Raw genomic sequence first — 25,827 nt, forward strand, 5'->3', positions numbered from 1 at the left:
CCCTTCGCTCGTCCAGTTGGCGCCTACCCTGCCCTGCGCAGCAGCCAGGCACCGGCAATGGCACATACCGCCGCTGGCAACGCCACCGCCAGCAACGGCGGGAAGCCGAACACCAGGCTTGAGGGCCCTAGCAGGTCCTGGGCGATACGGAACACGAAGCCCACCAGCACGCCGGTGAATACCCGCTGCCCCAGGGTCACCGAACGCAGCGGACCGAAGATGAACGAGATCGCCATCAGCACCAGGGCCACCGTCACCAAGGGCTGCAGCACCTTGGTCCAGAATGCCAGCCAGTATTTTCCACTGTTCAGACCTTGAGCGCTCAGGTAGTGGATGTAGTCCCACAGGCCGGTGATAGAGAGCGACTCGGGCGCCATCACCACCGTGCCGAGGAGCTGGGGCGTGAGCGCCACATCCCAACGCAGCGCGTCCTGGTTGACCACTTCGGTATGGTCGCCCTTGAACTCGGTGGTGGTGACCTGATTCAACTGCCAGTGGTCCTGTTCGTAGGTGGCCTTGCGAGCGAAACTGGAACGCAACAGGTGGCGCTGGTCGTCGAATTCGTAGCGGGTCACGCCATACAACAGGCCGTTGGGCTGCACCGTGTTGATATGGATGTACTCATTGCCCTGGCGATGCCACAGCCCGTGCTTGCCGCTCTGCGCTTCACCGCCGCCCTGGGCGAGGGAGCGAGAGGCCTGAGCCTGATCCTCGGCCGCCGGGGCGACGTACTCACCGATGAGCACACCGGCCAGCATCAGCACCAGCATCGGCTTCATCACCGCCCAGACAATGCGCGCCACCGACACGCCGGCGGCGCGCATGATGGTCAGCTCGCTGCTGCTGGCGAGGCTGCCGAGGCCGATCAGGCAGCCGATCAGGGCCGACATCGGCAATAGCTCATACAGCCGCCGTGGCGCGGTCAGCAACACGTACCAGGCGGCGTTCCCAAGGGTATAGGTGTCGCTCAGGTCACCCAGTTCGTCGATCAGGGCGAACAGGGTCGCCAGGCCCAGGATGATGCCCAGCACCGCCAGGATGGCGACGAAAACGCTACGGCCGATATATCCGTCGAGCTTTTTCATTGGGCCACCTCCATGCGGCTACGCCGACGCGCCTGGGCCAGTCGCCAGGGTTGCCAGCCCATCATCGCCACGCCGATGACCAGGAAGAGTGCATGCACCCACCACAATCCAAGGCCGATGGGCAGCCGTCCCTTTTCCAGGGCGCTGCGCACCGAGATCAGGATGGTCAGGTAGGCCATGTACAAGAGGATTGCCGGCAACAGCTTGAGGAAGCGGCCCTGGCGTGGGTTGACCCGTGAAAGCGGAACCGCCATCAGTGTCACAATGAAGACCAGCAGAGGCAAGGACAACCGCCATTGCAGTTCGGCGCGGTCCCTCAGTTCGGAGGAGCCCAGCAGCGTGGCCGTTGGAATCGCCTCGCGCTCGCTGATTTCCTCGCTTACCTCCGGCTTGGGCAGCATCACCCCGTAGGTTTCATACTTGATCGCCCGGTAATCCGGTTGCCCCGGATTGCCGTCATAACGGTAGCCGTTCTCCAGGATCAGGTAGCGGTTGCCATCGGCGTGCATTTCCTGGCGTCCCTTGTCCGCCACCAGCACGGAAATGCCTCGGTCCTTCTTGCCGTCACCAGAGGCGCGCGTCTCCGAAATGAAGACGCCGCCCAGGTTGGCCCGGTCTTCGGAAAGCTCTTCGGTGTAGGTTACCCGCGAACCGTCGCGCAGCATCTGGAAGCGCCCCGGCACGAGGGTGTCGAACTCGGTGAGCGCATCCTGCTGGTTGAGGATCTGCGCCACCCGGGTGACACCCTGGGGCGCCAGGCCCAGGCTGAGCCAGGCCACCAGCGCCGCTACCACCGCGGCCGGGACCATGGTGATGCCCAGCAACCTTTGCTGGCTCATGCCCGTGGCCGACAGCACGGTCATTTCGCTTTCCAGGTACAGCCGCCCGTAGGCCAGCAGGATGCCCAGGAACAAGCCCAACGGGAGAATCAGCTGCAGGAAGCCAGGCAGGCGAAAACCCATGATCTGGAACAGCACGCCAGGGTCCAGCGCGCCGCTGGCGGCCTGGGCCAGGTACTTGATGAAGCGCCCGCTCATGATGATCACCAGCAGCACGGCGCTTACCGCGCTCAGCGTGATCAGGACTTCGCGGGACAGATAACGGAAAACGATCAAACCAGACACTCCGAGGTTACCCGCCTCAGCGGCCATGGACTCGGGCGACACGCGCACAGGCCCGACGGAAAAAGTGCGCGCATTATCCTGTGAATGGGGGTGCCTGTCACTTGGCGACGTGCGGCCAGGGTTGTCAGGGGGTCAGGCTCGGGCTCAAACTGAGCCTCATGCTCGCGCGTGCCCTGCTGCCGCGCCGCGCCGCATTCGAATAACTGACTGAGGACGCTAAATGGAACTGCTTGTTAAAAGCGTGAACGCCGAAACGCTCAAGACTGGAACGCTGGTGATACCGGTCAGCGAAGGCCGTGTCTTGGGCACCCTTGCGCGCAAGCTCGATGAGCAAAGCAACGGCGCCATCAGCGCGGTGCTCAAGCGTGGCGACCTCGAAGGCAAGGCCGGTCAGACCCTCCTGCTGCACAGCTTGCCGGGCTTGCGCGCCGAGCGTGTGCTGCTTCTGGGCATTGGCAAGGAAAGCCTGGGCGATCGCCCGTTCCGCAAAGCCATCGGCGCCGTGGCATCGACCCTGAAGAACCTGGGTGGCAGCGACGCCGCCCTGGCCCTGGACGAAATGCCGGTCAGTGGCCGTGATACCTATGGCAAGGCGCGGCTGCTGGCCGAGACCCTGCTGGACGCCACCTATCTGTTCGAGCGCTACAAGAGCAAGAAGGCGGACCCTCGCGCCCTCAAGAAGATCACCCTGGTCACGGCCAAGGCCGACGTTGCCGAGGTCGAACGCGCCGTCCAGCACGCCCGCGCCATCGCGCTGGGCATGACCCTCACCCGTGATCTGGGCAACATGCCGCCGAACGTGTGCCACCCGACGTTCCTCGGCGAGCTGGCCAAGGGCCTGGCCAAGGAACACAAGAACCTGAAAGTCGAAGTACACGATGAAAAGAAGCTGCAGCAGCTGGGGATGGGTTCGTTCCTGGCGGTGGCTCAGGGCAGCGCCCAGCCGCCTCGACTGATCGTGGCCCAATACCAGGGCGCCGGCAAGAACGAGCAGCCCTACGTCCTGGTGGGCAAGGGCATTACCTTCGATACCGGCGGTATCAGCATCAAGCCCAGCGCCAACATGGACGAGATGAAGTTCGACATGTGCGGCGCCGCCAGCGTGTTCGGCACTCTGCGCGCGGTGCTGGAGCTGGAGCTGCCGATCAACCTGGTCTGTCTGATGGCCTGTGCCGAGAACATGCCCAGCGGCACCGCCACCCGGCCGGGTGACATTGTCGAAACCATGAGCGGGCAGACCGTGGAAATCCTCAACACCGATGCCGAAGGCCGTCTGGTGCTGTGCGACGCGCTCACCTACGCCGAGCGCTTCAAGCCCAAGGCAGTGGTGGACGTGGCTACCCTCACCGGCGCCTGCGTAGTCGCGCTCGGGGGCCATACGTCCGGCCTGCTGGGCAATGACGATGGCCTGATCCAGGACCTGCTCGCCGCAGGCCGCCGCGCCGACGACCGCGCCTGGCAATTGCCGCTGTTCGACGAATACCAGGAGCAGCTGGACAGCCCCTTCGCCGACATCGCCAATATCGGCGGCCCCAAGGCGGGCACCATTACCGCGGCCTGCTTCCTGTCGCGCTTCGCCAAGAACTTCCAGTGGGCCCACCTGGACATCGCCGGCACTGCCTGGCTCAGTGGCGGCAAGGACAAGGGCGCGACCGGCCGTCCGGTTCCACTGTTGACCCAGTACCTGCTCGACCGCGTCGGCGCTTAAGGAGCCAGGGCCGCGCGGCACCACCCGCGCGGCCCTCGATATACATGACCCAAGTCGATTTCTATATTCTGCCCAGCCCGCTGCCCGCGGTGCGCCTGGATTTCGCCTGCAAACTCACGGAAAAGGCCTGGCGCCTGGGCCACCGGGTGCACCTGCATTGCCAGGACGAAGCCCAACTTAACGAACTCGACGGCCTGCTCTGGCGGTTCAAGGGCGAGAGCTTCGTTCCTCACAGCCCGGGAGACGACATGAGCCTCGCGCCCGTTACCCTGGGCCTGGGCACACCTCACGGCGAGCATCAGGACCTTCTGGTCAACCTCACCCTGGCCATACCGGCCTTCGTGGAACGCTTCACCCGGGTGGCCGAGGTCGTCACTGCCGACCCCGCCATGCGCGCCCAGGCGCGAGACAATTTCCGCTTCTACCGTGAACAGGGCTATCCTTTGCAGGATCACCGCCTGACGCGTATCTGAGTTGCCTTCATGGATAAACCCGCCCCCCTGCCCGACTCCACCCAGCTCCTGGACGATCTCGAGTCCATCCGCCGCCTGCTGGGCGACGATGCCCTGGAGCCTCCAGTGCTCACCGAAACCGTCGAGGCATCGCCGGAAGAGGCCATCCCCTTGCTGTTCGAAGCCGTGGACGTCCCCGAAGACCGTCTTGCCGACGCGCCACTGCTGCTTGAAGTCGCTTCCCCCGCTCGGCCGACCCCGGAACAAAACCGCCAGGATACGCTCCTGCACCTGGACGCCGACTTGCGCGAAGCTGCCCGCAAGATCATGCAGGACGTCATCGACGATTTCGCGCCCCATATCGAAACCGAGATCAAGCGGCGCCTGGAAGCCCGCATGCAACGCCTGATCGAACGTCCTGTCGGTACGCCCGGGTCCGGCTTCTAGCCAAGACCGCCAAGCGAATCGCGATCTGCTTCCGTGGGACCCCAGCGCCAGCTGGGGAATGACTTCAGCGAGCCTTGCCACTCGGCAGCTCCGCTGCCGCCTACACCCTGGCGCCCCTTGCCGTTATACTGTCCGGCTTTCCCGAATCGTTGCCTTACAGGGCCCTGCCGCGCATGGACAAGACCTACCAGCCGCACGCCATCGAGACTTCCTGGTACAACACCTGGGAATCGCAGAATTATTTCGCACCCCAAGGCTCTGGCGAGCCCTACACCATCATGATCCCGCCGCCGAACGTCACCGGCAGCCTTCACATGGGCCATGGCTTCAACAACGCCATCATGGATGCGCTGATCCGCTTCCGCCGCATGCAGGGTCGCAATACCCTCTGGCAGCCTGGCACCGACCACGCGGGCATCGCTACCCAGATGCTGGTCGAGCGTCAGCTCGAAGCCAAGGGCCAGAACCGCCACGACCTGGGCCGCGAGCGCTTCCTGGAGAAGGTCTGGGAATGGAAGAACGAGTCCGGCGGCAACATCAGCCGCCAGATCCGTCGGCTCGGCTCCTCGGTGGACTGGTCACGCGAGCGCTTCACCATGGACGACGGGCTGTCCGCGGCCGTAAAGGAAGCCTTCGTGCGCCTGCATGAAGATGGCCTGATCTACCGTGGCAAGCGCCTGGTCAACTGGGACACCAAGCTGCACACAGCCATTTCCGACCTGGAAGTGGAGAGCCATGACGAAAAGGGCCATCTCTGGAACCTGCGCTATCCACTGGCCGATGGCGCGACCACGGCCGAGGGCGCCAGCTTCCTGGTGGTCGCCACCACGCGTCCGGAAACCATGCTCGGTGACGTCGCCGTAGCGGTGAACCCCAGCGATGAGCGCTACCAGGCTCTGGTCGGCAAGTTCGTCGAGCTGCCCTTGGTGGGGCGTCGCATCCCGATCATTGCCGATGATTACTGCGATCCGGCCTTCGGCACCGGCTGCGTGAAGATCACCACTGCCCACGACTTCAACGACTATGAAGTCGGCAAGCGCCACAACCTGCCGCTGCTGAACATCTTCGACAAGAACGCCCAAGTGCTGCCGGCGCTGCAGGCCTTCAACCTCGACGGTTCGCTCAACGGGGAGATCGATACCAGCCTTCCCGCCGCCTATGCCGGGCTGGACCGCTTCGAGGCCCGCAAGCGCATCGTGGCGGACTTCGACGCAGCCGGGCTGCTGGTCAGCGTCGACGACCATGCGCTCAAGGTGCCCAAGGGTGATCGCTCCGGCACCGTGATCGAACCGTGGCTCACCGACCAGTGGTACGTGTCCACCAGGCCATTGGCCGAGCAGGCCATCGCCGCGGTGGAAGACGGCCGCATCCAGTTCGTACCCAAGCAATACGAAAACATGTACTTCTCCTGGATGCGCGATATCCAGGACTGGTGCATCAGCCGCCAGCTGTGGTGGGGCCACCGCATTCCCGCCTGGTATGACAACGCCGGCCATGTCTACGTAGGCCGTAGCGAGGAAGAAGTTCGCGCCAGGCACAATCTGGGCGCCGAGGTGACCCTGGAGCAGGACAACGACGTGCTGGACACCTGGTTCAGCTCGGGCCTGTGGACCTTCTCCACCCTCGGCTGGCCGGAACAGACCGACTTCCTCAAGACCTTCCACCCCACCGATGTGCTGGTCACCGGCTTCGACATCATCTTCTTCTGGGTCGCCCGGATGATCATGCTGACCATGCACCTGGTGAAGAACCCGGATGGTACCCCCCAGGTGCCGTTCAAGACGGTTTATGTCCATGGCCTGGTCCGCGACGGCCAGGGCCAGAAGATGTCCAAGTCCAAGGGCAACGTGCTCGACCCGCTCGACATCGTCGACGGCATCACCCTCGACGCCCTGCTCCAGAAGCGCACCAGCGGGCTGATGCAACCCAAGCTGGCCGACAAGATCGCCAAGCAGACCCGCGCCGAGTTCCCTGAAGGTATCGACAGCTACGGTACCGATGCCCTGCGCTTCACCTTCTGCTCCCTGGCGTCCACGGGTCGCGACATCAAGTTCGACATGGGTCGGGTCGAGGGCTACCGCAACTTCTGCAACAAGATCTGGAACGCGGCCCGCTACGTTCTGGACAAGGGTGAGGACTGCGGCCAGAACGGTGAACCGGTGGAGCTTTCCCTGGCCGACCGCTGGATCATCTCGCAATTGCAACGCACCGAGGCGGAGGTGACCCGCCAGCTGGACCAGTTCCGCTTCGACCTGGCCGCCCAGGCCCTGTACGAGTTCATCTGGAATCAGTACTGCGACTGGTACCTGGAGCTGTCCAAGCCCGTGCTCTGGGACGAGAACGCACCCGTGGAGCGCCAGCGTGGCACTCGGCGTACCCTGGTACGGGTGCTGGAAGTGGCCCTGCGCCTGGCCCATCCGTTCATGCCCTTCATCACCGAGGAGATCTGGCAACGCCTGGCGCCGCTGGCCGGGGCCCAGGGCGACACGCTCATGCTGCAGCCCTGGCCGGTGGCCAATGACAGCCGCATCGACGAGGCCGCCGAGCGCGACATCGAATGGGTGAAGGAGCTGATGCTGGGCGTGCGCAACATCCGCGGCGAGATGAATATCGGCCCGGGCAAGCCGCTGCACCTGTACCTGAAGAACGCAAACGCCGATGACCGGCGGCGCCTGGAGGAGAACCAGCACCTGCTGCGCAAGCTGGCCAAGATCGACGCCTTCACCGTGCTGGAAGCCGGCAATGAAGCGCCATTGAGCGCCACAGCCCTGGTGGGTGAACTGGAAGTGTTGGTGCCCATGGCCGGGCTGATCGACAAGGACGCCGAGCTGGCGCGCCTGAACAAGGAAATCCTGCGCCTGCAGGGTGAGGTCGAGCGCGTGGGTGGCAAGCTCAACAACGCAGCCTTCGTGGACAAGGCCCCGCCAGCGGTGATCGAGAAAGAACGCGCCAAACTGGCCGAGGCCGAGCAGGCCCTGGCCAAGCTGGCCGAGCAGCACGCTCGTATCGGCGCACTTTAACGCCCTCAGCGCGGCCGGCCCTTTCCATCAGCTGGAGAGGGCCGGCCGCGTTTCTTTTCCGGCCCATGCGATGAAACCTACCCTGCACCCTCGTAACCGCCATCAAGGCCGCTACGACTTTCCAAAGTTGATCCAGGGCACGCCTGAACTGGCGGCCTACGTCATCCTCAACCCCTATGGCAAGGAAAGCATCGACTTCGCCGATCCAGCGGCGGTCCGTGTCTTCAACCGCGCCTTGCTCAAGGCACTCTACGGCATAAGGTTCTGGGACATCCCGGAGGGCTACCTATGCCCGCCGGTACCGGGCCGCGCGGACTATGTCCATGGCGTGGCGGACCTGCTCGCCGAAGACCATGACGGCGTCCCTCCCACAGGCGCCTCGGTGCGCGCGCTGGATATCGGCACCGGGGCCAATTGCATCTACCCCTTGCTGGGGCATCTGGACTACCGCTGGCGCTTCCTGGGCTCGGACATCGACCCGGTGGCCGTGGCGTCGGCCCAGACCATCGTACAGGCCAACGACCTGGGCAAGGCCATCGAACTGCGCAGGCAGGCGCAACCCGCGCACATTTTCGCAGGGCTGCTGCAGCCGCAAGAGCGTTTTGCGGTAACCCTGTGCAACCCACCCTTTCACGCGTCCGCGCAGGAAGCGATCAGTGGCAGCCAGCGCAAATGGCGCAATCTGGGCAAGGCAGATCCTGCCCGCAAGCTGCCTGTGCTGAACTTTGGGGGACAGCAGACGGAGCTGTGGTGCGAGGGCGGCGAGTTGAAGTTCGTCAGCCGGATGATCGATGAAAGCCCGGCCGTTGGCCAATGCATTGGCTGGTTCACCTGCCTGGTATCCAAGGCCGGCAACCTGCCACCTCTGCAGGCGCGCATCGCCCGCGCTGGCGCCCTGGACACCCGCGTGGTTGCCATGGGACAAGGCCAGAAGCAGAGCCGTTTCCTGGCATGGACTTTCCAGACGCCGGAGCAGCGCGCAAACGGCTGACGGGCTCGATCTTTTTGCCAGGCAAAAAAAACCGCACTTCACAGTGCGGTTTCCTGGTCACGCTCAACTTACTTGTTGATCGCGTCGGTCAGCACCTTGGCAGGCACGAACTTGACCACTTTCTTGGCAGCGATTTCGATGGCCGCGCCAGTGGACGGGTTGCGACCGGTACGAGCAGGACGCTCGGTAACCTTCAGCTTGCCGATGCCTGGCAGGGTGATCTCGCTGCCGTTTTCCAGCTGATCGGCAACGATCTGGCCCAGTTGCTCCAGCGCGTTCTTGGCCACGGCCTTGGGCGCGTCGACAGCTTCGGCGATGTCAGCGATCAGTTGGTCTTTGGTAAGTGCCATGTAGTATTCCTTCCCTTTCAAATTCGTTGGTTGCCGGAGCAACATCAGCCGTCGGCCCAGCCCTTGGGCCCGCGTATGGATACAGTCTCGCCAATCGGCAATGTAGATACCCTGGGCGTCGTTTGGTTCGTGCTGACGGCTACCGGTAAGCGGGCTAACGCCGGGGCCATCGGGCAAACCGTTGGCGCTCCAGCGCAAGAGCCGGCAAAGCTAGCACAGAGCCAGATAAATATCCGCCACTTGGGCGGTAAATATTCGCGTTTATTGGGGTTTTGGCTAAAAAACAGCCATTTCCGTAACACTCTGTGACACCCGGTCGCAGCGTTCGGGCGCTTCGCCCGTGATGCGGCGCCCCTTCCTACCAAGGGAGCAACGGCGCAGCCGGAGGCTGGCGCCTCAGATCGATTTCCACCAGGCGCTCATCGATGAAGCGTAGATACTGATAGGCACCGCCGTTGGGGCCGTATACCCATACGCTGATCCTGGCGGCATTCCATCGCGGCACGCCGTTGGGGCGCAGCGCGGGACCTTCGCTGGCTGAGGCCAGAGGAGGCCCGCAAGTCGCGCTGATGTGGGCCATGGTGTCGCCCTCGGCAACCAGGGCGGGCCCGCAGCGCAAGGTAGTAGCCTGAGCCGGCGAGCCTGCGATCAGCCACGCCAGCAACAGTACGGGGAGGCCTCGCTGGCCAAGCCTGCTCATGGGTTTCTCTGCCTTCACCATTCCGCCTGTAAGCGCTTACGGTACACTTTGTTCTTTTCGGTTTTCCAGAGACACCCATGCCGATCCGCCACTGCATCGTCCATTTGATCGACAAGAAGCCCGACGGCACCCCCGCCGTGCTGCACGCCCGCGACCGAGAACTGGAGCCCTCCCAGGCCCTGGACGACATGCTCGCGGACCTGAACGACAGCTACAACGCCAAGCAAGGCAAGGCCTGGGGCCTGTTCCACGGCGAATCGGGGGCCTATCCCTTCAGTGGCTGGCTCAAGGCCTACCTGGACGACGAGCAGGACTTCACTGCCTTCAGCCGAGTAGCGGTGGAACACCTGCAAAAGCTGATGGAAGAATCCAACCTTTCGGTAGGTGGCCACGTGCTGTTCGCCCATTACCAACAAGGCATGACGGACTACCTGGCCATCGCCCTGCTGCATCATAGCGACGGCGTGGCGGTGAACGCCGACCTGGACGTCACCCCTTCCCGCCACTTGGATCTGGGTCAGTTGCACCTGGCCGCGCGCATCAACCTCTCGGAGTGGCGCAACAACACACAGTCCAAGCAGTACATTTCATTCATCAAGGGCAAGAACGGGAAAAAGGTATCGGACTACTTCCGCGACTTCATCGGCTGCCAGGAAGGCGTGGACGGCCCCGGTGAAACCCGTACCCTGCTCAAAGCGTTCAGCGACTACGTTGAAAGCGAAGACCTGCCCGAGGACGCGGCCCGGGAGAAAACCAAGGCGCTGGTGGACTACGCCACCACCCAGACCCGCATGGGCGAACCGGTGGAACTCGAAGAACTCTCCGGGCTGATCGACGAAGACCGCCCGCGCGCGTTCTACGAGCATATCCGCAACAAGGATTACGGCCTGTCTCCAGAGATCCCGGCCGATAAGCGCACCCTCAATCAGTTCCGCCGTTTCACTGGCCGCGCCGAAGGCTTGTCGATCAGCTTCGAAGCCCATTTACTGGGCTCGAAGATCGAATACGACGAAGCCGCCGGCACCCTGACCATCAAGGGCGTGCCCACGCAACTGGCGGACCAGCTCAAGCGGCGCAAGGACTAGGCGCGGTCCAGGCCGATCATCTCGCTGTCCAGCGCCAAACGCTCAGTTGCCGGGGAAAATTCGCCAGCTTCGCTGGCTCCTACTGGCTAATCGTCTCGCTGGGCGACATCAGCGGCTCGGTTCAGGCGGTGGAAGGCAGCGGCAGCTGCCGAATGGTCCTTATCCGGGGGCGGAATTCGCCAGCTTCGCTGGCTCCCACTGGCTAATCGTCTCGCTGGGCGACATCAGCGGCTCGGTTCAGGCGGTGGAAGGCAGCGGCAGCTGCCGAATGGTCCTTATCCTGGGGCGGAATTCGCCAGCTTCGCTGGCTCCTACTGGTTAATCGTCTCGCTGGGCGACATCAGCGGCTCGGTTCAGGCGGTGGGAGGCAGCGGCAGCTGCCGAATGGCCCTTATCCTGGGGCGGAATTGGCCAGGTACCGGACCTCCCACATTGTTACGCCATCACAGCGAACTCAGGGCGAACCCCAGCCGCGGGAAGTGCACATGCACCACGCCGGCGCGCTCGTCTTCGCGACGGACGACGATCTCTTCCGCATCGCTGTACACCAGCTCGCCACTGACAGGATCTACCCCATAGTCGGTGGCGGCGACGCTTACCTTATCCCCTGCCTTGAAGCCGCTGGGATCGACAAAGTCGATTTCCGGGAAGCCCAGTGGCTGCGCCGCCTTGGCGATTTCCAATGCCTGCTCGCTGCCGAGCTCGCTGGGACTGCCATGACCGATGGCCAACACACGCTCGAGCCAGGCACTGACGGCAGGGTACTGGTCGACCAGGCCGGCGGTGACTGGAGTCCCCTTGAGGAACCAGAACACATGGGCCAGGGCGAAGTCGGCATGGGTCGGCTCGCCGAACAGGAACCGCCCGCCCTCGGCAAGCTGCCGTTCCACACGCCCGATGATGACCGGCCACTGGTGGCGCACGGTCTCGATGGGCAACCGGCTGGCGGTGCCACCGCTGAACAGGCGGGCACGGTCAGCCAGGAAGGCGTTGCGCTGCTCCTCGCTGAAGCGCGCGAAGCGTACAGCGGCCGATTCAGGCTGGAACACGAAGCTCACCGCGTGCTGGAACACCACTGAGTCGGCCCAGGCGGCGAAGGTGGAAACCACCGCTTCCTGGTCCTTGGGGATCAGCGCGGAGGTGGGTTGGACCTTGTCGAGCTGCCGGGCGATGAGCGCGGTGTCGCAGTAGAGGTCAGCGCCGATCTGCAACACCGGTGTCTTGCGATAACCGCCGGTGAGGGCGGTGAGGTCGGGCTTGGGCATCATCGCGGGGATGATCACCGATTGCCAGGCCAGGCCCTTGAAGCCCAGCATCAGGCGTGCCTTTTCGGCAAAGGGTGAGGTGGGATAGTGATGCAGGATCGGTGCGCTCATGGCGGTATCCAGGCGGGGGGTGGCCTTGCAGCTTAGCGGCAAGGATGGGCCGCGCCTACCCCACACTGTCTAAGTGTCCGCCCTTGCATTGGTGTTGACGGCAGCCGCCTTAAAACACTGGACGGCGTAGGCCGTCCCTTGCACAGATGGCACAGGCGCCGCCGAATGCGCCTCGGCTCGGCCGAGTGGAGGCATGGCGAAGCTGGGCGCCCGCCAGGGAAGGCGGGCGAGCGGCGCCAGGGCAGGGATGCCCTGTCGACGCGCCCCAAGCCCGAGCCATGCCGGAAGGAGGGAACCCCCGCCTTGGCGGGGGCCGAACGAACAGCGCGGATGGTTTGCCCCCCCTTTGCCGAAACAAAGGGGGGTCGCCGTAAAGGCGAAACCGTCAGCGGCGCCGACGCGCAAACCAGTCAGGCTTGAATGACGAGGCTCACGAAGGGATTTCGGCAGAGTCGCCTCGTGTGCTTATTAACCGTTACACATAGCGACCCGAAGTGCATCAATCAAGCCGATCACCCTGCCATTGTGCCGCCATGGCCTCCTTCACCTTCTTGGGCAACCGCTTGATGGCCCGCTCCGCGCGCAAGGCCTCGCCCTTTGCCTCACAGGCCTGGATATACACCAAAGCCACCGCGGGGCTGGAACGGAAGAACCGCGCGCCCTTGCCGCCCTGGTGCGCGGCGAACCGCCGGTAGGGGTCATTGCTGATGCCGCAGTACAACGACCCATTGGCCGCTCGCACCAGGTAAACGCACCAGGGCGCGGCGGTCTCAGCCATCGACCCGCTCGCTGCGGACAGCCACCAGTCGGGCCCGGCCCGCGCCCATGCCCGCTGTCAACGCCGCTACCCCAATGACTGCGAATACCCAACCCATGGCTGCCCAGCCACCCGTGAGGTCGTGCACCACGCCAACGGCCAATGGCCCCATGGAAGCCAGGGTGTAGCCGAAGCCTTGAGCCATGCCAGACAAGCCAGCAGCCACGTGGGAGTCCGCAGAACGCAGCACGATCAGGGTCAGCGCTACCGCAAAGACACCGCCCTGCCCTAGCCCGAGCACCACGGCCCAACCCCAGAGACCACTGAGCGGCGCATAGAGACAACCGAACAGACCCACCAGGCTCAGGCCCATCACCAGGAAGATGGCCAGCCGCTGGTCCTTGCCGCGAGTCGCCAGCCAGGGCGCGCTAAGGGAGCTGGCCAACTGGACGATGATCGAGCCGGACGTGACCAGGCCCGCCTCGGCAGGCGAAAGGCCGCGGTCGATGAGAATGGAGGGCAGCCAGCCGAACACGATGTAGGCCAGCGAGGACTGCAAGCCCATGAAGAGCGTGACCTGCCAGGCCAGCGGGTCACGCAGCAACCCTCGTACGCGGTAGACCGCCCGGTTGGCGTGGTGGTTGGCGCGGGTCTGGGGCCACCAGGCTACAGCGGCTATTACTGCCGGAATCAGCCAAAAGCCCAGGCCCAGGCGCCAACTGTCACCGAAGGCCTCGCTCAAGGGCACGCTGCTGCCAGCGGCCACGGCGGCACCAAGGCAAAGGGCCATGGTGTAGACCCCCGTCATGGTGCCCGCCTGGGCCGGAAAATCACGTTTGACGATGCCAGGCAGCAACACCCCGATCACGCCGATGCTGGCACCGGCGACCACGCTGCCGACGAATACGCCCAAGGCGCCGAACTGGGTGCGCAATGCAATGCCCAGCGCCAGCAGCAACAACACGCCGCATACGGTGCGCTCGGCGCCGAACCGCCTGGAGAGCATAGGTGCCAAAGGCGCGAAGATGCCCAGGCAGAACACCGGAAGGGTGGTCAGCAGGCCAGCCGCCGCGGCGCTCAGGCCCAGATCGTCGGATACCTGGTGCAGTAGCGGGGCAAGGCTGGACAAGGCTGGCCGCAGATTCAGGGCCACCAGTATCAGGCCAGCGATCAACAGGGCCACGCGGGCGCGGGGCCGGGAGACGCCGCCCTGTTCAATGGCGGCATCGGTGGGTGCGTTCTGGGCAGGCATAGGAAACTCGGCTGGGCAGGTTTGTTTTTGTAACAAAACGGCCCAGCACTTTACGCCTGCTGCGGGAAGTGGATCAACCGGTCAGGTCGTTGCGGGCCTGACCGGTTGCGATCAATGGATGATCTGGCTGAGGAACAACCGGGTGCGGTCGCTCTGGGGGCGGTCGAAGAAGTCGTCCGGCGCGGCCTGTTCCACGATCTCACCCTTGTCCATGAAGATCACCCGGTTGGCCACGGTACGTGCGAAGCCCATCTCGTGGGTCACGCAGAGCATGGTCATGCCGTCTTCGGCCAGGCCGATCATGGTATCGAGCACTTCCTTGACCATTTCCGGGTCCAGCGCCGAGGTCGGCTCGTCGAACAGCATGATCTTTGGCTTCATGCAAAGGGCCCGGGCGATGGCCACGCGCTGCTGCTGGCCGCCGGAAAGCTGCCCAGGGAACTTGTGCGCCTGCTCCGGGATGCGAACCCGCTCCAGGTAGTGCATGGCGATCTCCTCGGCCTGGCGCTTCGGCATCTTGCGCACCCACATGGGTGCCAGGGTGCAGTTCTGCAGGATGGTCAGGTGAGGGAACAGGTTGAAGTGCTGGAACACCATGCCGACTTCTCGGCGGATGGCCTCGATCTGCTTGAGGTCGTTGGTCAGCTCCACGCCATCGACGATGATGCTGCCCTGCTGATGCTCCTCGAGGCGGTTGATGCAGCGAATGGTAGTGGACTTGCCCGAGCCGGACGGGCCGCAAAGCACGATCCGCTCGCCCTGGCGAACGTTGAGGTTGATGTCCTTGAGCACGTGGAACTGTCCGTACCACTTGTTCACACCGGTCATGCGAATGATGCCTTCAGCGCCGGCGACTTGCTTGATGGGGTCGTTCATGTTCTCTCCTGACGCTTAGCGCTTATGACCGGTGTCCAGCTTGCGTTCCAGATGAATGGAGTAGCGGGACATGCCGAAACAGAAAATCCAGAACACCAGGGCGGCGAAAACGTAGCCCTCGGTGGCCATGCCGAGCCATTTAGGGTCGGCGGCGGCTTGCTTGACGCTGTTGAGCAGGTCGAACAGGCCAATGATGATCACCAGGCTGGTGTCCTTGAACAGAGCGATGAAGGTATTGACCAGGCCCGGAATCACCAGCTTGAGGGCTTGCGGCAATACCACCAGCCCCATGCTGCGCCAGTAGCCCAGGCCCATGGCCGCAGCTGCTTCGTACTGGCCCTTGGGAATGGCTTGCATGCCGCCACGCACTACCTCGGCCACATAGGCCGACTGGAACAGGATCACCCCGATCAATGCCCGTAGCAGCTTGTCGAAGTTCATCCCTTCGGGAAGGAACAGCGGCAGCATCACCGAGGACATGAACAGAACGGTGATCAGTGGCACGCCACGCCAGAACTCGATGAAGGTCACGCATACCACCTTCACTGCCGGCATCTTCGAACGCCGGCCTAGCGCCAGCAGGATCCCCAGCGGCAAGGCCCCGGCGATACCCACGGTGGCGATCACCAGGGTCAGCATCAGGCCGCCCCACTGGCTGGTCGGCACCGTGTCCAGGCCAAGCACGCCGCCATGCAGCAGGCACCAGGCAATGATCGGGTAGACCACCAGGAACGCGATGCCGTACTTGACCTTCTTCGGCACCTTGGGAATGAACAGCGGCGCAGCGCCCAGTATGGCCAGCCAGACGGTAAGGTCTACCCGCCAGCGCAGGTCACTGGGGTAATAGCCGTACATGAACTGGCCCAGGCGTTGCTGGATGAACACCCAGCAGGCGCCCTCCTTGGTGCAGTCGGCACGGACAGTGCCTACCCAATTGGCGTCGAAGATGGCCCAGTTCAGTACCGGTGGCACGATGAGCCAGACAAGGTATACCGCCAACAGCGTCAGCAGGGTATTGAACCAGCCTGAGAACAGGTTGGCGCGCATCCAGGCCCAGGCGCCTACCGCTTTCACGGGTGGCGGCTGGTCGGGTTTGAACACATGTGTCGTCATGGGGAAAATCCTAGCGCTCGATCAGCGCGATGCGCTTGTTGTACCAGTTCATCAGCAGGGAAATGCTGATGCTGATGGCCAGGTACACGCTCATGGTGATGGCGATGACTTCGATGGCTTGGCCCGTCTGGTTCAGCACGGTACCGGCGAACAGCGAGACCATTTCCGGATAGCCGATGCCGGCCGCCAGGGAGGAGTTCTTCGCCAGGTTCAGGTATTGGCTGGTCAGGGGCGGAATGATCACCCGCAGCGCCTGGGGAATGATCACCTTGCGCAGGGTAGGCCCGTTGCGCAGGCCCAAGGAGCGCGCGGCCTCGGTCTGCCCATGGCTGACCGACTTGATGCCCGAACGCACGATCTCGGCGATGAAGGCCGCGGTATAGACCGTCAGCGCCAGGGTCAGCGCGAGCAATTCGGGGATCATCACCCAGCCGCCCACGAAGTTGAAGCCGCGCAGGGCCGGCACCTCCCAGTGGAAGGGCGCGCCGAACAGCAAGGATGCCAGGGCGGGAATCACAACGAGGATGGCCAGGCCTGCCCAGAACTTGTGGAATGGCTGGCCGGTGGCCTCGAAGCGCCGGTTGGCCCAGCGAACCATCAGGATCAGTGCGACCAGAGCGATCGCCAGGCTGACAATGAATGGCCAGAAACCTTCGGCCGGATTGGCCCCTGGCATATTCAGCCCGCGGTTGCTGATGAAGAAGCGGTCCGCGATGTTGATGCTGCCTCGTGGCCCTGGCAGGGTCAGGAAGACCGCGAAATACCAGAACAGGATCTGCAACAGGGGAGGAATGTTGCGGAAGACCTCGATGTAGACGGTCGCCAGCTTGTTCACCATCCAGTTGTTGGACAGCCGCGCCACCCCGATCACGAACCCCAGCAAGGTCGCCAGCACGATGCCGATGAAGGTCACTAGCAAGGTGTTGAGCAGGCCGATCACGAACACCCTGGCATAGGTATCCGATTCCACATAGGGGATCAGGTGCTGGGCGATACCGAAGCCGGCGCTGCGCTCGAGGAAGTCGAACCCAGAGGTGATGCCGCGGTGCTGCAGGTTGGTCTGGGTGTTATCGAACAGGTACCAGCCCAGTGATACCACCGCGACCACGGTAATGATCTGGAAGACCCAGGCGCGCACTCGCGGATCGGTCAGGGAAAACCGCCCGGATTGCGCGCTGGGTGCGCCGTTGTGTTTTTGCATGAAATGCCCCGAATGAAACGGACGATACAGCGGTTCGAATGGCGAGCAGGGATTGGAAACGCCAAGGCAGGCGCATGCGCGTTTGATCGCGTCACTGCGCCTGCCTTGTTCTTCCTTTCTGCTCGCTACGCCAGCGGCTATGCTGGCGACCTGGCAATCAACGTACCGGTGGTGCGTACATGATGCCGCCGTTGGTCCAGAGCGCGTTCATGCCGCGGTCGATCTCAAGCGCGGTGCCCTTGCCCAGGTTCTTCTCGAAGATCTCGCCGTAGTTGCCGACCTGCTTGACGATCTGCACTACCCAATCCTTCGGCAGGCCCAGGTCCTTGCCGTATTCGCCGTCGGCGCCGAGCAGGCGAGCCACGTCCGGGTTCTTGGTGGACTTGGCCTGCTCTTCGACGTTCTTGGAGCTCACGCCGGCTTCCTCGGCGTTGAGCATGGCGAACAGGCTCCACTTGACCACGTTCAGCCACTCGTCATCACCCTTGCGGACCACCGGGCCCAGGGGTTCCTTGGAGATGGTTTCCGGCAGCACGATGAAGTCGGTCTTGGCCGCCAGCTTGGAGCGCTGTGCGTAGAGCTGCGATTTGTCCGAGGTCAGCACGTCGCAACGGCCGCTTTCCAGAGACTTGGCCGATTCGTCCGAGGTGTCGAAGGTAATGGGGGTGTATTTCAGGCCGTTGGAGCGGAAGTAGTCCGACACGTTCAGCTCGGTGGTGGTACCGGCCTGGATGCAGATGGTGGCGCCGTCCAGTTCCTTGGCGCTGCTCACGCCCAGCTTCTTGTTCACCAGGAAGCCTACGCCGTCGTAGTAGGTGACGCCAGCGAAGATCAGGCCCATGCCCGCGTCACGCGAGCTGGTCCAGGTGGTGTTGCGCGACAGCACGTCGATCTCGCCGGATTGCAGCGCGGTGAAGCGCTCCTTGGCGTTGAGCTGGCTGAACTTGACCTTGCTGGCGTCACCGAAAACGGCGGCCGCCACGGCCCGGCACACATCCGCGTCGATGCCGACAATCTTGCCCTGAGCGTCCGGCACGGAGAAGCCCGGAAGGCCGTCGCTCACGCCACACTGAACGAAGCCCTTTTTCTTCACGCCATCCAGGGTAGCTCCCGCCTGAGCGAAACCACTGGCCCCGATCAGGGCGGCGGTGGTCAGTACAGCCAGGGTGGATTTCAACATCTGCATTTAAACCTCCAATAAGGCTCTTGTTGTGTCCGAGCTTGGCCGGGGTGGGTCGCCAACACGACAACCCTAGGGCCCCGAGCCCAGTGTTGCCCCGCACCTTTGTGAGGCGCCCTCGACCCTGTGCTGGCATCGTTTTGGGTCGAGCGGGACAACGTGCGAGTGCGTGTAGACTGGAGCCCGTCTCTCGCGGCTTGGGCCCGGTCGGCCCGTGGACCACCGTGCCTCTCCCCCGATCGCGAGTGTTACCGGTAGCGAGCGCGTCTACATCGCTCAACAGGTTTAGCAAAGGACGTACCATGCCGCCAGACCAGGAAACATTCAGTAGCGGTCAAGCGTTAAAATTGCAGCCAGGCGACGTTTTATTAGCAAAATGCCACTGCACCGCTACCACGGAGCGCACCGACTTGAACCCTGTTGCACCAATAAGGAGCATATATGACCGAAACCCTGATCGTTGAGCCTCAGGCACCCGCCGACAGCTGTGTAATCTGGTTGCACGGCCTGGGCGCTGACCGCTTCGATTTCCAGCCCGTGGCCCAGCTGCTGCAGCGTAGCCTGCCCCACACCCGTTTTGTGTTACCGCAGGCGCCTACCCAGGCGGTGACCATCAATGGCGGCTACCTGATGCCAAGCTGGTATGACATCATGGCCATGTCACCGGCCCGGGCCATCAATCGTCAGCAACTGGACGCATCCGCCAACACCGTGCTGAAGCTGATGGATGAGCAGAACGCCCTGGGCATCGCGGATGCTCGCATCGTGCTGGCCGGCTTCTCCCAAGGCGGCGCGGTGGTCCTGCATACCGCCTATATCGAGGCCTCACGCTCATTGGCAGGGGTCATGGCCTTGTCCACCTACGCCCCGAGCTTTGGCGAAGTCTTGCCGCTTAGCGCCGTCCAGCAGTCGGTACCGGTCATTTGCCTGCATGGCACCCAGGACGGCGTGGTCCTGCGCAGCATGGGCCGCGCCGCCCATGACCAGCTCAAGGACGCTGGCGTAGAGGTCAGCTGGCATGAGTATCCGATGGAACACTCCGTGATCGAACAGGAAATCGGCGACATCGCGTCCTGGCTCAAAGCCCGCCTGGGTTGAGCCGCTCGGAGCGCGGCACTACGCCGCGCTCGATTCTTGCATTACACTGCCAGCGAACCTTTCCTTACAATTAATGACGAGATGACCGTGCTCAAAGCACTCAAGAAAATGTTCGGCAAGGGTGAGGCTGAGCCGCTCGCCGCCGCACCTGCTTCTCCCGCCGAGGCGCGTCCAGCACGACCGGCACCGGCAGTGACTGCCCCCGCTCGCGAATCCCAGCAGGCACCCCGCGGCGCCAAACGCCATGCCACGGCAGCACCAGCACCCACCGCCCCTGTCGCACCCGCAACACCGCCCGAACGGCCGCGCAAGGCCCGCACCGTAGCGACCAAGGCGCCTGTGAAGCCATGGAACCTCGAAGATTTCCAGGTCGAGCCCCAGGAAGGCAAGACGCGCTTCCACGACTTCCCCCTGCGCCCTGAACTGATGCGCGCCATCCACGACCTGGGCTTCCCTTATTGCACGCCGATCCAGGCCCAGGTGCTGGGCTTCACCCTCAAAGGGCGCGATGCCATCGGCCGGGCGCAGACCGGCACCGGCAAGACCGCGGCCTTTCTGATTTCCACCATCAGCCAGCTATTGCAGACACCTCCTCCGGCCGAACGCTACATGGGCGAGCCCCGTGCGCTGATCATCGCGCCTACCCGGGAACTGGTCGTGCAGATCGCCAAGGATGCCGCCCAGCTCACCAAGTACAGCGGCCTGAACGTGATGACTTTCGTCGGCGGGATGGACTTCGACAAGCAGCTCAAGCAACTGGAGTCGCGCTTCTGCGACATCCTGGTAGCCACCCCGGGTCGCCTGCTTGACTTCAACCAGCGCGGCGAAGTGCACTTGGACATGGTCGAAGTGATGGTGCTGGACGAGGCGGACCGCATGCTGGACATGGGCTTCATCCCCCAGGTGCGGCAGATCATCCGGCAGACGCCACCCAAGAGCGAACGCCAGACCCTCCTGTTCTCGGCCACCTTCACCGAGGACGTGATGAACCTGGCGCGCCAATGGACTACGGAGCCGGCGATCGTCGAGATCGAGCCGGAGCAGGTGGCCAGCGATACCGTGGAACAGCACGTTTATGCAGTGGCCAGCAGCGACAAGTACAAGTTGCTCTATAACCTGGTGACCAGCCAGGGCTGGGATCGGGTGATGGTGTTCGCCAATCGCAAGGATGAAGTACGTCGCATCGAGGAGCGTCTGGTCAAGGACGGCATCAATGCGGCCCAGCTGTCCGGGGACGTGCCCCAGCACAAGCGGATCAAGACGCTGGAAGCCTTCCGCGCAGGCCAGGTGCAGGTCTTGGTCGCCACCGACGTGGCAGGACGGGGCATTCACATCGAAGGCATCAGCCACGTGATCAACTTCACCCTGCCGGAAGACCCGGACGACTACGTTCACCGGATCGGCCGCACCGGCCGCGCGGGGACCAGCGGGGTTTCGATCAGCTTCGCTGGGGAATATGACGCTTACCAACTGCCTGCCATCGAGGCGCTGCTGGGCCGCAAGATCAGCTGCGAGATGCCGCCCGAGGCACTGCTCAAACCTGTGGGGCGGCGTACATAGGCGCAAGCTGTCGGGGACGCCAATGGACCTGGGCCATTTGCGCCGGTGGGAACCAGCGGAGCTGGCGAATGTCAGCTCACTTTCGCTAGCTGTCGCTAGCTCCCACCGTGGGAGGTAGCGAAGCTGCCGAATGCTCAGCTCAATGCTTTCGCTAGCTGCCGCTAGCTCCTACCGTGGGAGGTAGCGGAGCTGGCAAATGTTCAGCTCAATGCCTTTCGCTAGCTGCCGCTAGCTCCCACCCTAGGAGGTAGCGGAGCTGCCGAATGCTCAGCTCAATGCCTTTCGCTAGCTGTCGCTAGCTCCCACCGTGGGAGGTAGCGAAGCTGCCGAATGCTCAGCTCAATGCTTTCGCTAGCTGCCGCTAGCTCCTACCGTGGGAGGTAGCGGAGCTGGCAAATGTTCAGCTCAATGCCTTTCGCTAGCTGCCGCTAGCTCCCACCCTAGGAGGTAGCGGAGCTGCCGAATGCTCAGCTCAATGCCTTTCGCTAGCTGCCGCTAGCTCCCACCGTGGGAGTAGCGAAGCTGGCGAATGCTCAGCTCATTGCCCTTCGCTAGCTGTCGCTAGCTCCCACCCTGGGAGGTAGCGAAGCTGCCGAGTGTTCAGCTCAATGCCTTTCGCTAGCTGTCGCTAGCTCCCACCCTGGGAGGTAGCGGAGCTGCCGAATGTTCAGCTCATTGCCTTTCGCTAGCTGTCGCTAGCTCCCACCCTGGGAGGTAGCGAAGCTGCCGAATGCTCAGCTCATTGCCTTTCGCTAGCTGTCGCTAGCTCCCACCGTGGGAGGTAGCGGAGCTGGCAAATGTTCAGCTCAATGCCTTTCGCTAGCTGCCGCTAGCTCCTACCCTGCAAGGACTTTGTCAGGGCTTGTTCGCCGCCAGCCAGCGCTCGGCCGAATCCTGATCGCTCTGCCGCCCCTCTACCCAACGGGAGCCTTCGGGTGTGGTTTCCCTCTTCCAGAAGGGCGCGCGGGTCTTGAGGTAATCCATGATGAATTCGCAGGCTTGGAAGGCTGCCTGGCGATGGGCGCTGGCACAGGCCACGAAAACGATAGGCTCGCCCGGGGCGAGCTCACCGATACGGTGCAGAACCTCCACATTGAGCAAGGGCCAACGGCCCTGCGCCTCGACCACGATCTTCTCCAAGGCCTTTTCGGTCATGCCCGGGTAATGCTCGAGAAACAGGCCGGCTACGTCCTGGCCGTCGTTGAAGTCGCGTACATAGCCAGTGAAGCTTGCCACCGCGCCAACACCCAGCTGCCGCTGATGAACGCCATTGAGCTCGGCACCGGGGTCGAACGCGATACGCTGCACGCGAACGGCCATCTCAACCTCCCGTCACGGTAGGGAAAAAGGCAATCTCGTCGCCGGGCAGCACAGGCTCGTCCAGCTGGCACAGCTCCTCATTGCGGGCGCACATCAGGCTGGCTTCGGCCAGTACGTCATGCCCTCCTTGCGCCACCAGAAAGTCCCTCAGCGCGCGAATATCCATGAACTCACCCCGCACCTGCTCGGCGTCCATGCCCATGGCCTCGCGAAAGCGCGCGAAATACAGCACCCTGACCGTCATCATGCCTGCACCTGGTAGTCACCACTCTTGCCGCCGCGCTTCTGGAGCAAGCGCACGGCCTCGATGACCATGCCCTTGTCCACGGCCTTGCACATGTCATAAATCGTCAAGGCAGCCACACTGGCGGCCGTGAGGGCTTCCATTTCAACCCCTGTCTGCCCCGCCAGCTTGCAGCGGGCACGGATCAGCACCGCATCGGCGCCCTCCCCGCTCAGCTCCACCTTCACACTGGTGAGCATCAACGGATGGCACAGGGGAATCAGGTCACTGGTTTTCTTCGCTGCCTGTATGCCGGCGATACGTGCGACCGCAAAGACATCACCCTTGGGGTGAGCACCTTCGACGATCATCTGCAAGGTCGCCGGTTGCATGCGCACACGGGCCTCGGCCACTGCCTCACGCTCGGTGACGGCCTTGGCGGTCACGTCGACCATATTGGCGCGGCCTTGGGAATCTAGATGGGTGAGCATGAGCAGGCTCCTGGAAAACATGGCCCAGTTTAGCCCGCCGCTCCGGGCACGGAAACGAAAAAGGCCCCGCGGCAAGCCGATGGGGCTTGGCACGGCGCCTCTTTCTGAATCCACTGGTAGCAGCCGGGCCGGGCCATGCTGTCTTGCCGACGAATCGGTTAGCCTGGTCGCGGCCAAGGCCGGCTGCTACAGAAGGCCTTTACTGGGTGATCGACTTCACCGAGACGCCAGCGGTGGCAGCGTTGGAGCGGCCGTAGATATCTTCGAAACGCTCGATGTCGTCTTCGCCCAAGTAGCTGCCGGACTGTACTTCGATCAGCTCGAGCGGGATCTTGCCTGGGTTGCGCAGGCGGTGAACCGAAGCGATCGGGATGTAGGTCGACTGGTTCTCGGTGAGCAGGAACACGTTCTCGTCACAGGTCACCTCGGCAGTGCCGGATACCACGATCCAGTGCTCGGCGCGGTGGTGGTGCATCTGCAGCGACAGGCAGGCGCCCGGCTTGACGGTGATGTGCTTGACCTGGAAGCGGCCGCCCTGGTCCACGGAATCGTACGAGCCCCATGGGCGGTACACTTCGCAGTGGTTCTGGGTTTCGCTGCGGCCCATGTCGTTCAGGGTGGCGACCATGTTCTTCACGCCCTGGACCTTGTCCTTGTGCGCGATCATCATGGCGTCGCGGGTTTCCACCACCACGATGTTTTCCAGGCCAATCACCGACACCAGCTTGCCGTTACCGTGGACCATGCAGTTGCGGCTGTCCTGGATGACCACGTCGCCCTTGGTGACGTTGCCATTTTCGTCCTTGGCGTGAACTTCCCAGAGAGATTTCCAGCAGCCAACGTCGCTCCAGCCGGCGCTCAGCGGCACCACACAGGCGCGCTGGGTCTTTTCCATCACCGCGTAGTCGATGGAATTGTCCGGGCAGCAGGCGAAGCTGGCTTCTTCGATTTCGATGTTGTCGCCGTCGCGCTTGCTGCGCTCCAGGGTCAACAGGCAGTTGTCGTAGATATCCGGATCGTGCTTCTTCAGCTCTTCCAGGAAGCGGCTGGCGCGGAACAGGAACATGCCGCTGTTCCAGAAGTAGCCGCCCTGCTCCACGAATTCCTGGGCACGCTTCTCGTCCGGCTTCTCGACGAAGTGAGAAACACGGCTCACGCCTTCTGGCAGCAATGCGTCGTTGGTGGACTTGATGTAGCCGTAGCCGGTTTCAGGGCGGCTGGCCGGAACGCCGAACAGCACCATCTCGCCACGCTCGGCGGCCACGGTGGCCAGGGCCAGGGCGCGCTGCAGGGCTTTCTGATCTTCGATCACGTGGTCGGCCGGCAGGACCAGCATCAACTCGTCATGACCTTCGTTGACCAGCTTCATCGCGGCCAAGGCTACGGCCGGCGCGGTATTACGGCCGAAGGGCTCGAGCAGGATGCCCTGGGTTTCCAGCTTGAGAGCGGAAAGTTGTTCGTTGACGATGAATTTGTGGTCCTTGTTGCAAACCACAAGAGGCTTATCCATGCCTTCGAACACCAGACGTTCCAGGGTCTGCTGGAAGAGCGTGTGCTCGCCCGTCAACGCCAGGAATTGCTTCGGGAACTGCTTGCGCGACAACGGCCACAGACGAGAGCCGCTACCACCTGACAAGATCACCGGGATCATAGTGTTTCTCCAAGAATTTCGTAAATGAAGTTGGACCGCGAGTGCCGCCGTGTCTTCTTATTCAAAGCGGCTGCTTGCGTTGAGCAGCCGCGTATAAGGCATTATTCGGAAACAGGCAGGGCCCAATCGGCCTTGACGTTACTACCGGAACCGGTAACGAACAGAGAAGTGAACTGACCACGCTCAAGTGCTACAGGCTTCAGATCGACAACTTTGTTAGCGCCATCGAAGAGTGCCAGGTTAACTTTCACAGGGTTCATTTCACGACTACCGGAACCACCGGCAGCAACGGCGGCAACGACTTCAGTCTTGCCATCGGCCGTTTTCAGCGTCAGAGGTTTGTCCGTCAAATTCTGGACATCCACCCGCGCTTTCTGCTTGTTGTCGAACTTGGACTCTTCGACCAACTTTGGCTGAGAAGTTCCACCGACCACTGTGTAATATTTATTGCTGGCCAAGTTGACTGGCAGGTTCTGCGAGCCAAGCTGAGCGGTATAGCTCCCGCCAGGCAGGTACGAATAGGCGCTGGCGGACGCAGGCGATACGCCCTTGAACTTGGCGGTACCGACGCTAGGGGTGATTTCCTGACCGCCGGCGTTGTAGACACGGACAAATGCGGACCCTGCCGGAGCAGTCTTGTACAGGGCGCCATCGCCTCCGGCGAATGCCTGGGTAGAGAGCAGCCCCAGGCCTACGGCCACGGCGCATGCCTTGGCGATACGGGAAGTGCGAATGGCGGCTTTCAAAGTCTGTACAGGCATATGTAT

General features: G+C 63.0%; 24 protein-coding genes. 8 read left to right on the top strand and 16 right to left on the bottom strand.

Going from position 1 to position 25,827, the window contains the following annotated elements; all coding sequences use genetic code 11:
- Positions 1–23: 23 nt before the first annotated feature.
- Both lptG and lptF read right to left on the bottom strand, forming a co-directional pair.
- Positions 24–1,085, bottom strand: a complete 1,062-nt coding sequence (gene lptG / locus BN1188_RS09960; protein ID WP_040261240.1) for an LPS export ABC transporter permease LptG — start codon at positions 1,083–1,085, stop codon at positions 24–26.
- Positions 1,082–2,200 (bottom strand): LPS export ABC transporter permease LptF, encoded by a 1,119-nt coding sequence (gene lptF, locus BN1188_RS09965; RefSeq protein ID WP_040261460.1) that lies wholly within the window; start codon positions 2,198–2,200, stop codon positions 1,082–1,084. The genes lptG and lptF overlap by 4 nt, the downstream gene beginning before the upstream one ends.
- 229 nt (positions 2,201–2,429) lie before the next feature.
- Between lptF and BN1188_RS09970 the strand changes: the two genes are divergently transcribed.
- The 5 genes from BN1188_RS09970 to rlmF all read left to right on the top strand — a co-directional run bounded on the left by BN1188_RS09970 (position 2,430) and on the right by rlmF (position 8,827).
- Positions 2,430–3,917 carry a leucyl aminopeptidase gene (locus BN1188_RS09970; protein WP_040261241.1) on the top strand — a complete coding sequence of 496 codons (1,488 nt, stop codon included), beginning with the start codon at positions 2,430–2,432 and terminating at the stop codon, positions 3,915–3,917.
- Positions 3,918–3,961: 44 nt separating this feature from the next.
- On the top strand, positions 3,962–4,390 hold the full coding sequence (locus BN1188_RS09975) for a DNA polymerase III subunit chi (RefSeq protein WP_040261242.1): 429 nt from the start codon (positions 3,962–3,964) through the stop codon (positions 4,388–4,390).
- Positions 4,391–4,399: 9 nt separating this feature from the next.
- Positions 4,400–4,816 (top strand): DNA polymerase III subunit chi, encoded by a 417-nt coding sequence (locus tag BN1188_RS09980; protein ID WP_040261243.1) that lies wholly within the window; start codon positions 4,400–4,402, stop codon positions 4,814–4,816.
- Between the two features lie 173 nt (positions 4,817–4,989).
- Positions 4,990–7,836, top strand: a complete 2,847-nt coding sequence (locus BN1188_RS09985; RefSeq protein ID WP_040261461.1) for a valine--tRNA ligase — start codon at positions 4,990–4,992, stop codon at positions 7,834–7,836.
- Between the two features lie 70 nt (positions 7,837–7,906).
- Positions 7,907–8,827, top strand: coding sequence for a 23S rRNA (adenine(1618)-N(6))-methyltransferase RlmF (rlmF, locus tag BN1188_RS09990; protein WP_040261244.1), 921 nt, complete (start codon positions 7,907–7,909; stop codon positions 8,825–8,827).
- A gap of 68 nt (positions 8,828–8,895) precedes the next feature.
- Here rlmF and BN1188_RS09995 read toward each other — a convergent pair whose 3' ends face one another.
- Both BN1188_RS09995 and BN1188_RS10000 read right to left on the bottom strand, forming a co-directional pair.
- Positions 8,896–9,177, bottom strand: coding sequence for an HU family DNA-binding protein (locus tag BN1188_RS09995; protein ID WP_040261245.1), 282 nt, complete (start codon positions 9,175–9,177; stop codon positions 8,896–8,898).
- Positions 9,178–9,535: 358 nt separating this feature from the next.
- Entirely contained in the window at positions 9,536–9,877 is a 342-nt protein-coding gene (locus BN1188_RS10000) for a DUF2845 domain-containing protein (RefSeq protein WP_040261462.1), read from the bottom strand.
- Between the two features lie 77 nt (positions 9,878–9,954).
- Between BN1188_RS10000 and yejK the strand changes: the two genes are divergently transcribed.
- Positions 9,955–10,962: a nucleoid-associated protein YejK gene (gene yejK, locus BN1188_RS10005; RefSeq protein ID WP_040261246.1), complete on the top strand. Its 1,008-nt coding sequence runs from the start codon at positions 9,955–9,957 to the stop codon at positions 10,960–10,962.
- Between the two features lie 443 nt (positions 10,963–11,405).
- Here yejK and BN1188_RS10010 read toward each other — a convergent pair whose 3' ends face one another.
- From BN1188_RS10010 to BN1188_RS10045, 7 genes are all read right to left on the bottom strand, one after another.
- Positions 11,406–12,338: a glutathione S-transferase family protein gene (locus tag BN1188_RS10010; protein ID WP_040261247.1), complete on the bottom strand. Its 933-nt coding sequence runs from the start codon at positions 12,336–12,338 to the stop codon at positions 11,406–11,408.
- A 499-nt stretch (positions 12,339–12,837) separates the two neighbouring features.
- Entirely contained in the window at positions 12,838–13,116 is a 279-nt protein-coding gene (locus tag BN1188_RS10020) for a GIY-YIG nuclease family protein (protein ID WP_040261249.1), read from the bottom strand.
- Positions 13,109–14,347, bottom strand: coding sequence for a CynX/NimT family MFS transporter (locus BN1188_RS10025; protein ID WP_052469226.1), 1,239 nt, complete (start codon positions 14,345–14,347; stop codon positions 13,109–13,111). Before BN1188_RS10025 ends, BN1188_RS10020 begins: the two co-directional genes overlap by 8 nt.
- A 111-nt stretch (positions 14,348–14,458) precedes the next feature.
- Complete coding sequence (locus BN1188_RS10030; RefSeq protein ID WP_040261250.1) at positions 14,459–15,223, bottom strand: amino acid ABC transporter ATP-binding protein; 765 nt, start codon at positions 15,221–15,223, stop codon at positions 14,459–14,461.
- 15 nt (positions 15,224–15,238) lie between these two features.
- A complete protein-coding gene (locus tag BN1188_RS10035; RefSeq protein ID WP_040261251.1) occupies positions 15,239–16,336 on the bottom strand; it encodes an amino acid ABC transporter permease in 1,098 nt (365 codons plus the stop codon).
- A 10-nt stretch (positions 16,337–16,346) separates the two neighbouring features.
- Positions 16,347–17,537, bottom strand: coding sequence for an amino acid ABC transporter permease (locus BN1188_RS10040; RefSeq protein WP_040261252.1), 1,191 nt, complete (start codon positions 17,535–17,537; stop codon positions 16,347–16,349).
- A gap of 157 nt (positions 17,538–17,694) precedes the next feature.
- Positions 17,695–18,723: an amino acid ABC transporter substrate-binding protein gene (locus tag BN1188_RS10045; protein WP_040261253.1), complete on the bottom strand. Its 1,029-nt coding sequence runs from the start codon at positions 18,721–18,723 to the stop codon at positions 17,695–17,697.
- 435 nt (positions 18,724–19,158) lie between these two features.
- Between BN1188_RS10045 and BN1188_RS10050 the strand changes: the two genes are divergently transcribed.
- Positions 19,159–19,815, top strand: a complete 657-nt coding sequence (locus BN1188_RS10050) for an alpha/beta hydrolase (RefSeq protein ID WP_040261254.1) — start codon at positions 19,159–19,161, stop codon at positions 19,813–19,815.
- Between the two features lie 81 nt (positions 19,816–19,896).
- Positions 19,897–21,375 carry an ATP-dependent RNA helicase RhlB gene (gene rhlB / locus BN1188_RS10055; protein WP_040261255.1) on the top strand — a complete coding sequence of 493 codons (1,479 nt, stop codon included), beginning with the start codon at positions 19,897–19,899 and terminating at the stop codon, positions 21,373–21,375.
- A gap of 855 nt (positions 21,376–22,230) precedes the next feature.
- On the opposite strand, the gene moaE is transcribed toward rhlB, so the two are convergent.
- The 5 genes from moaE to BN1188_RS10080 form a co-directional block, all read right to left on the bottom strand.
- Positions 22,231–22,695, bottom strand: a complete 465-nt coding sequence (gene moaE, locus BN1188_RS10060; RefSeq protein WP_040261256.1) for a molybdopterin synthase catalytic subunit MoaE — start codon at positions 22,693–22,695, stop codon at positions 22,231–22,233.
- 1 nt (position 22,696) lies between these two features.
- On the bottom strand, positions 22,697–22,939 hold the full coding sequence (locus BN1188_RS10065; protein ID WP_040261257.1) for a MoaD/ThiS family protein: 243 nt from the start codon (positions 22,937–22,939) through the stop codon (positions 22,697–22,699).
- Entirely contained in the window at positions 22,939–23,409 is a 471-nt protein-coding gene (moaC, locus tag BN1188_RS10070; protein ID WP_040261258.1) for a cyclic pyranopterin monophosphate synthase MoaC, read from the bottom strand. The genes BN1188_RS10065 and moaC overlap by 1 nt, the downstream gene beginning before the upstream one ends.
- Before the next feature lie 199 nt (positions 23,410–23,608).
- Positions 23,609–25,060, bottom strand: a complete 1,452-nt coding sequence (locus tag BN1188_RS10075; RefSeq protein ID WP_040261259.1) for a mannose-1-phosphate guanylyltransferase/mannose-6-phosphate isomerase — start codon at positions 25,058–25,060, stop codon at positions 23,609–23,611.
- A 101-nt stretch (positions 25,061–25,161) separates the two neighbouring features.
- Entirely contained in the window at positions 25,162–25,821 is a 660-nt protein-coding gene (locus BN1188_RS10080) for an alginate O-acetyltransferase AlgF (RefSeq protein WP_052469227.1), read from the bottom strand.
- Positions 25,822–25,827 lie beyond the last annotated feature (6 nt).

The sequence above is a fragment of the Pseudomonas massiliensis genome (genome assembly GCF_000826105.1).
Taxonomy (GTDB): Bacteria; Pseudomonadota; Gammaproteobacteria; order Pseudomonadales; family Pseudomonadaceae; genus Aquipseudomonas; species Aquipseudomonas massiliensis.

What these genes read in the sequence shown, in the direction of transcription:
- moaC (WP_040261258.1), bottom strand. Translation starts at nt 23,409, where the DNA reads ATGCTCACCCATCTAGATTCCCAAGGCCGCGCCAATATGGTCGACGTG.
- BN1188_RS10000 (WP_040261462.1), bottom strand. Translation starts at nt 9,877, where the DNA reads ATGAGCAGGCTTGGCCAGCGAGGCCTCCCCGTACTGTTGCTGGCGTGG.
- BN1188_RS10080 (WP_052469227.1), bottom strand. Translation starts at nt 25,821, where the DNA reads ATGCCTGTACAGACTTTGAAAGCCGCCATTCGCACTTCCCGTATCGCC.
- BN1188_RS10045 (WP_040261253.1), bottom strand. Translation starts at nt 18,723, where the DNA reads ATGCAGATGTTGAAATCCACCCTGGCTGTACTGACCACCGCCGCCCTG.
- lptG (WP_040261240.1), bottom strand. Translation starts at nt 1,085, where the DNA reads ATGAAAAAGCTCGACGGATATATCGGCCGTAGCGTTTTCGTCGCCATC.
- BN1188_RS09975 (WP_040261242.1), top strand. Translation starts at nt 3,962, where the DNA reads ATGACCCAAGTCGATTTCTATATTCTGCCCAGCCCGCTGCCCGCGGTG.
- BN1188_RS10025 (WP_052469226.1), bottom strand. Translation starts at nt 14,347, where the DNA reads ATGCCTGCCCAGAACGCACCCACCGATGCCGCCATTGAACAGGGCGGC.
- BN1188_RS09980 (WP_040261243.1), top strand. Translation starts at nt 4,400, where the DNA reads ATGGATAAACCCGCCCCCCTGCCCGACTCCACCCAGCTCCTGGACGAT.
- yejK (WP_040261246.1), top strand. Translation starts at nt 9,955, where the DNA reads ATGCCGATCCGCCACTGCATCGTCCATTTGATCGACAAGAAGCCCGAC.
- moaE (WP_040261256.1), bottom strand. Translation starts at nt 22,695, where the DNA reads ATGGCCGTTCGCGTGCAGCGTATCGCGTTCGACCCCGGTGCCGAGCTC.
- BN1188_RS10030 (WP_040261250.1), bottom strand. Translation starts at nt 15,223, where the DNA reads ATGAACGACCCCATCAAGCAAGTCGCCGGCGCTGAAGGCATCATTCGC.
- BN1188_RS10035 (WP_040261251.1), bottom strand. Translation starts at nt 16,336, where the DNA reads ATGACGACACATGTGTTCAAACCCGACCAGCCGCCACCCGTGAAAGCG.
- BN1188_RS10075 (WP_040261259.1), bottom strand. Translation starts at nt 25,060, where the DNA reads ATGATCCCGGTGATCTTGTCAGGTGGTAGCGGCTCTCGTCTGTGGCCG.
- BN1188_RS10020 (WP_040261249.1), bottom strand. Translation starts at nt 13,116, where the DNA reads ATGGCTGAGACCGCCGCGCCCTGGTGCGTTTACCTGGTGCGAGCGGCC.
- BN1188_RS10010 (WP_040261247.1), bottom strand. Translation starts at nt 12,338, where the DNA reads ATGAGCGCACCGATCCTGCATCACTATCCCACCTCACCCTTTGCCGAA.
- BN1188_RS09995 (WP_040261245.1), bottom strand. Translation starts at nt 9,177, where the DNA reads ATGGCACTTACCAAAGACCAACTGATCGCTGACATCGCCGAAGCTGTC.
- rhlB (WP_040261255.1), top strand. Translation starts at nt 19,897, where the DNA reads ATGACCGTGCTCAAAGCACTCAAGAAAATGTTCGGCAAGGGTGAGGCT.
- BN1188_RS10040 (WP_040261252.1), bottom strand. Translation starts at nt 17,537, where the DNA reads ATGCAAAAACACAACGGCGCACCCAGCGCGCAATCCGGGCGGTTTTCC.
- BN1188_RS09985 (WP_040261461.1), top strand. Translation starts at nt 4,990, where the DNA reads ATGGACAAGACCTACCAGCCGCACGCCATCGAGACTTCCTGGTACAAC.
- BN1188_RS10065 (WP_040261257.1), bottom strand. Translation starts at nt 22,939, where the DNA reads ATGACGGTCAGGGTGCTGTATTTCGCGCGCTTTCGCGAGGCCATGGGC.
- rlmF (WP_040261244.1), top strand. Translation starts at nt 7,907, where the DNA reads ATGAAACCTACCCTGCACCCTCGTAACCGCCATCAAGGCCGCTACGAC.
- BN1188_RS10050 (WP_040261254.1), top strand. Translation starts at nt 19,159, where the DNA reads ATGACCGAAACCCTGATCGTTGAGCCTCAGGCACCCGCCGACAGCTGT.
- BN1188_RS09970 (WP_040261241.1), top strand. Translation starts at nt 2,430, where the DNA reads ATGGAACTGCTTGTTAAAAGCGTGAACGCCGAAACGCTCAAGACTGGA.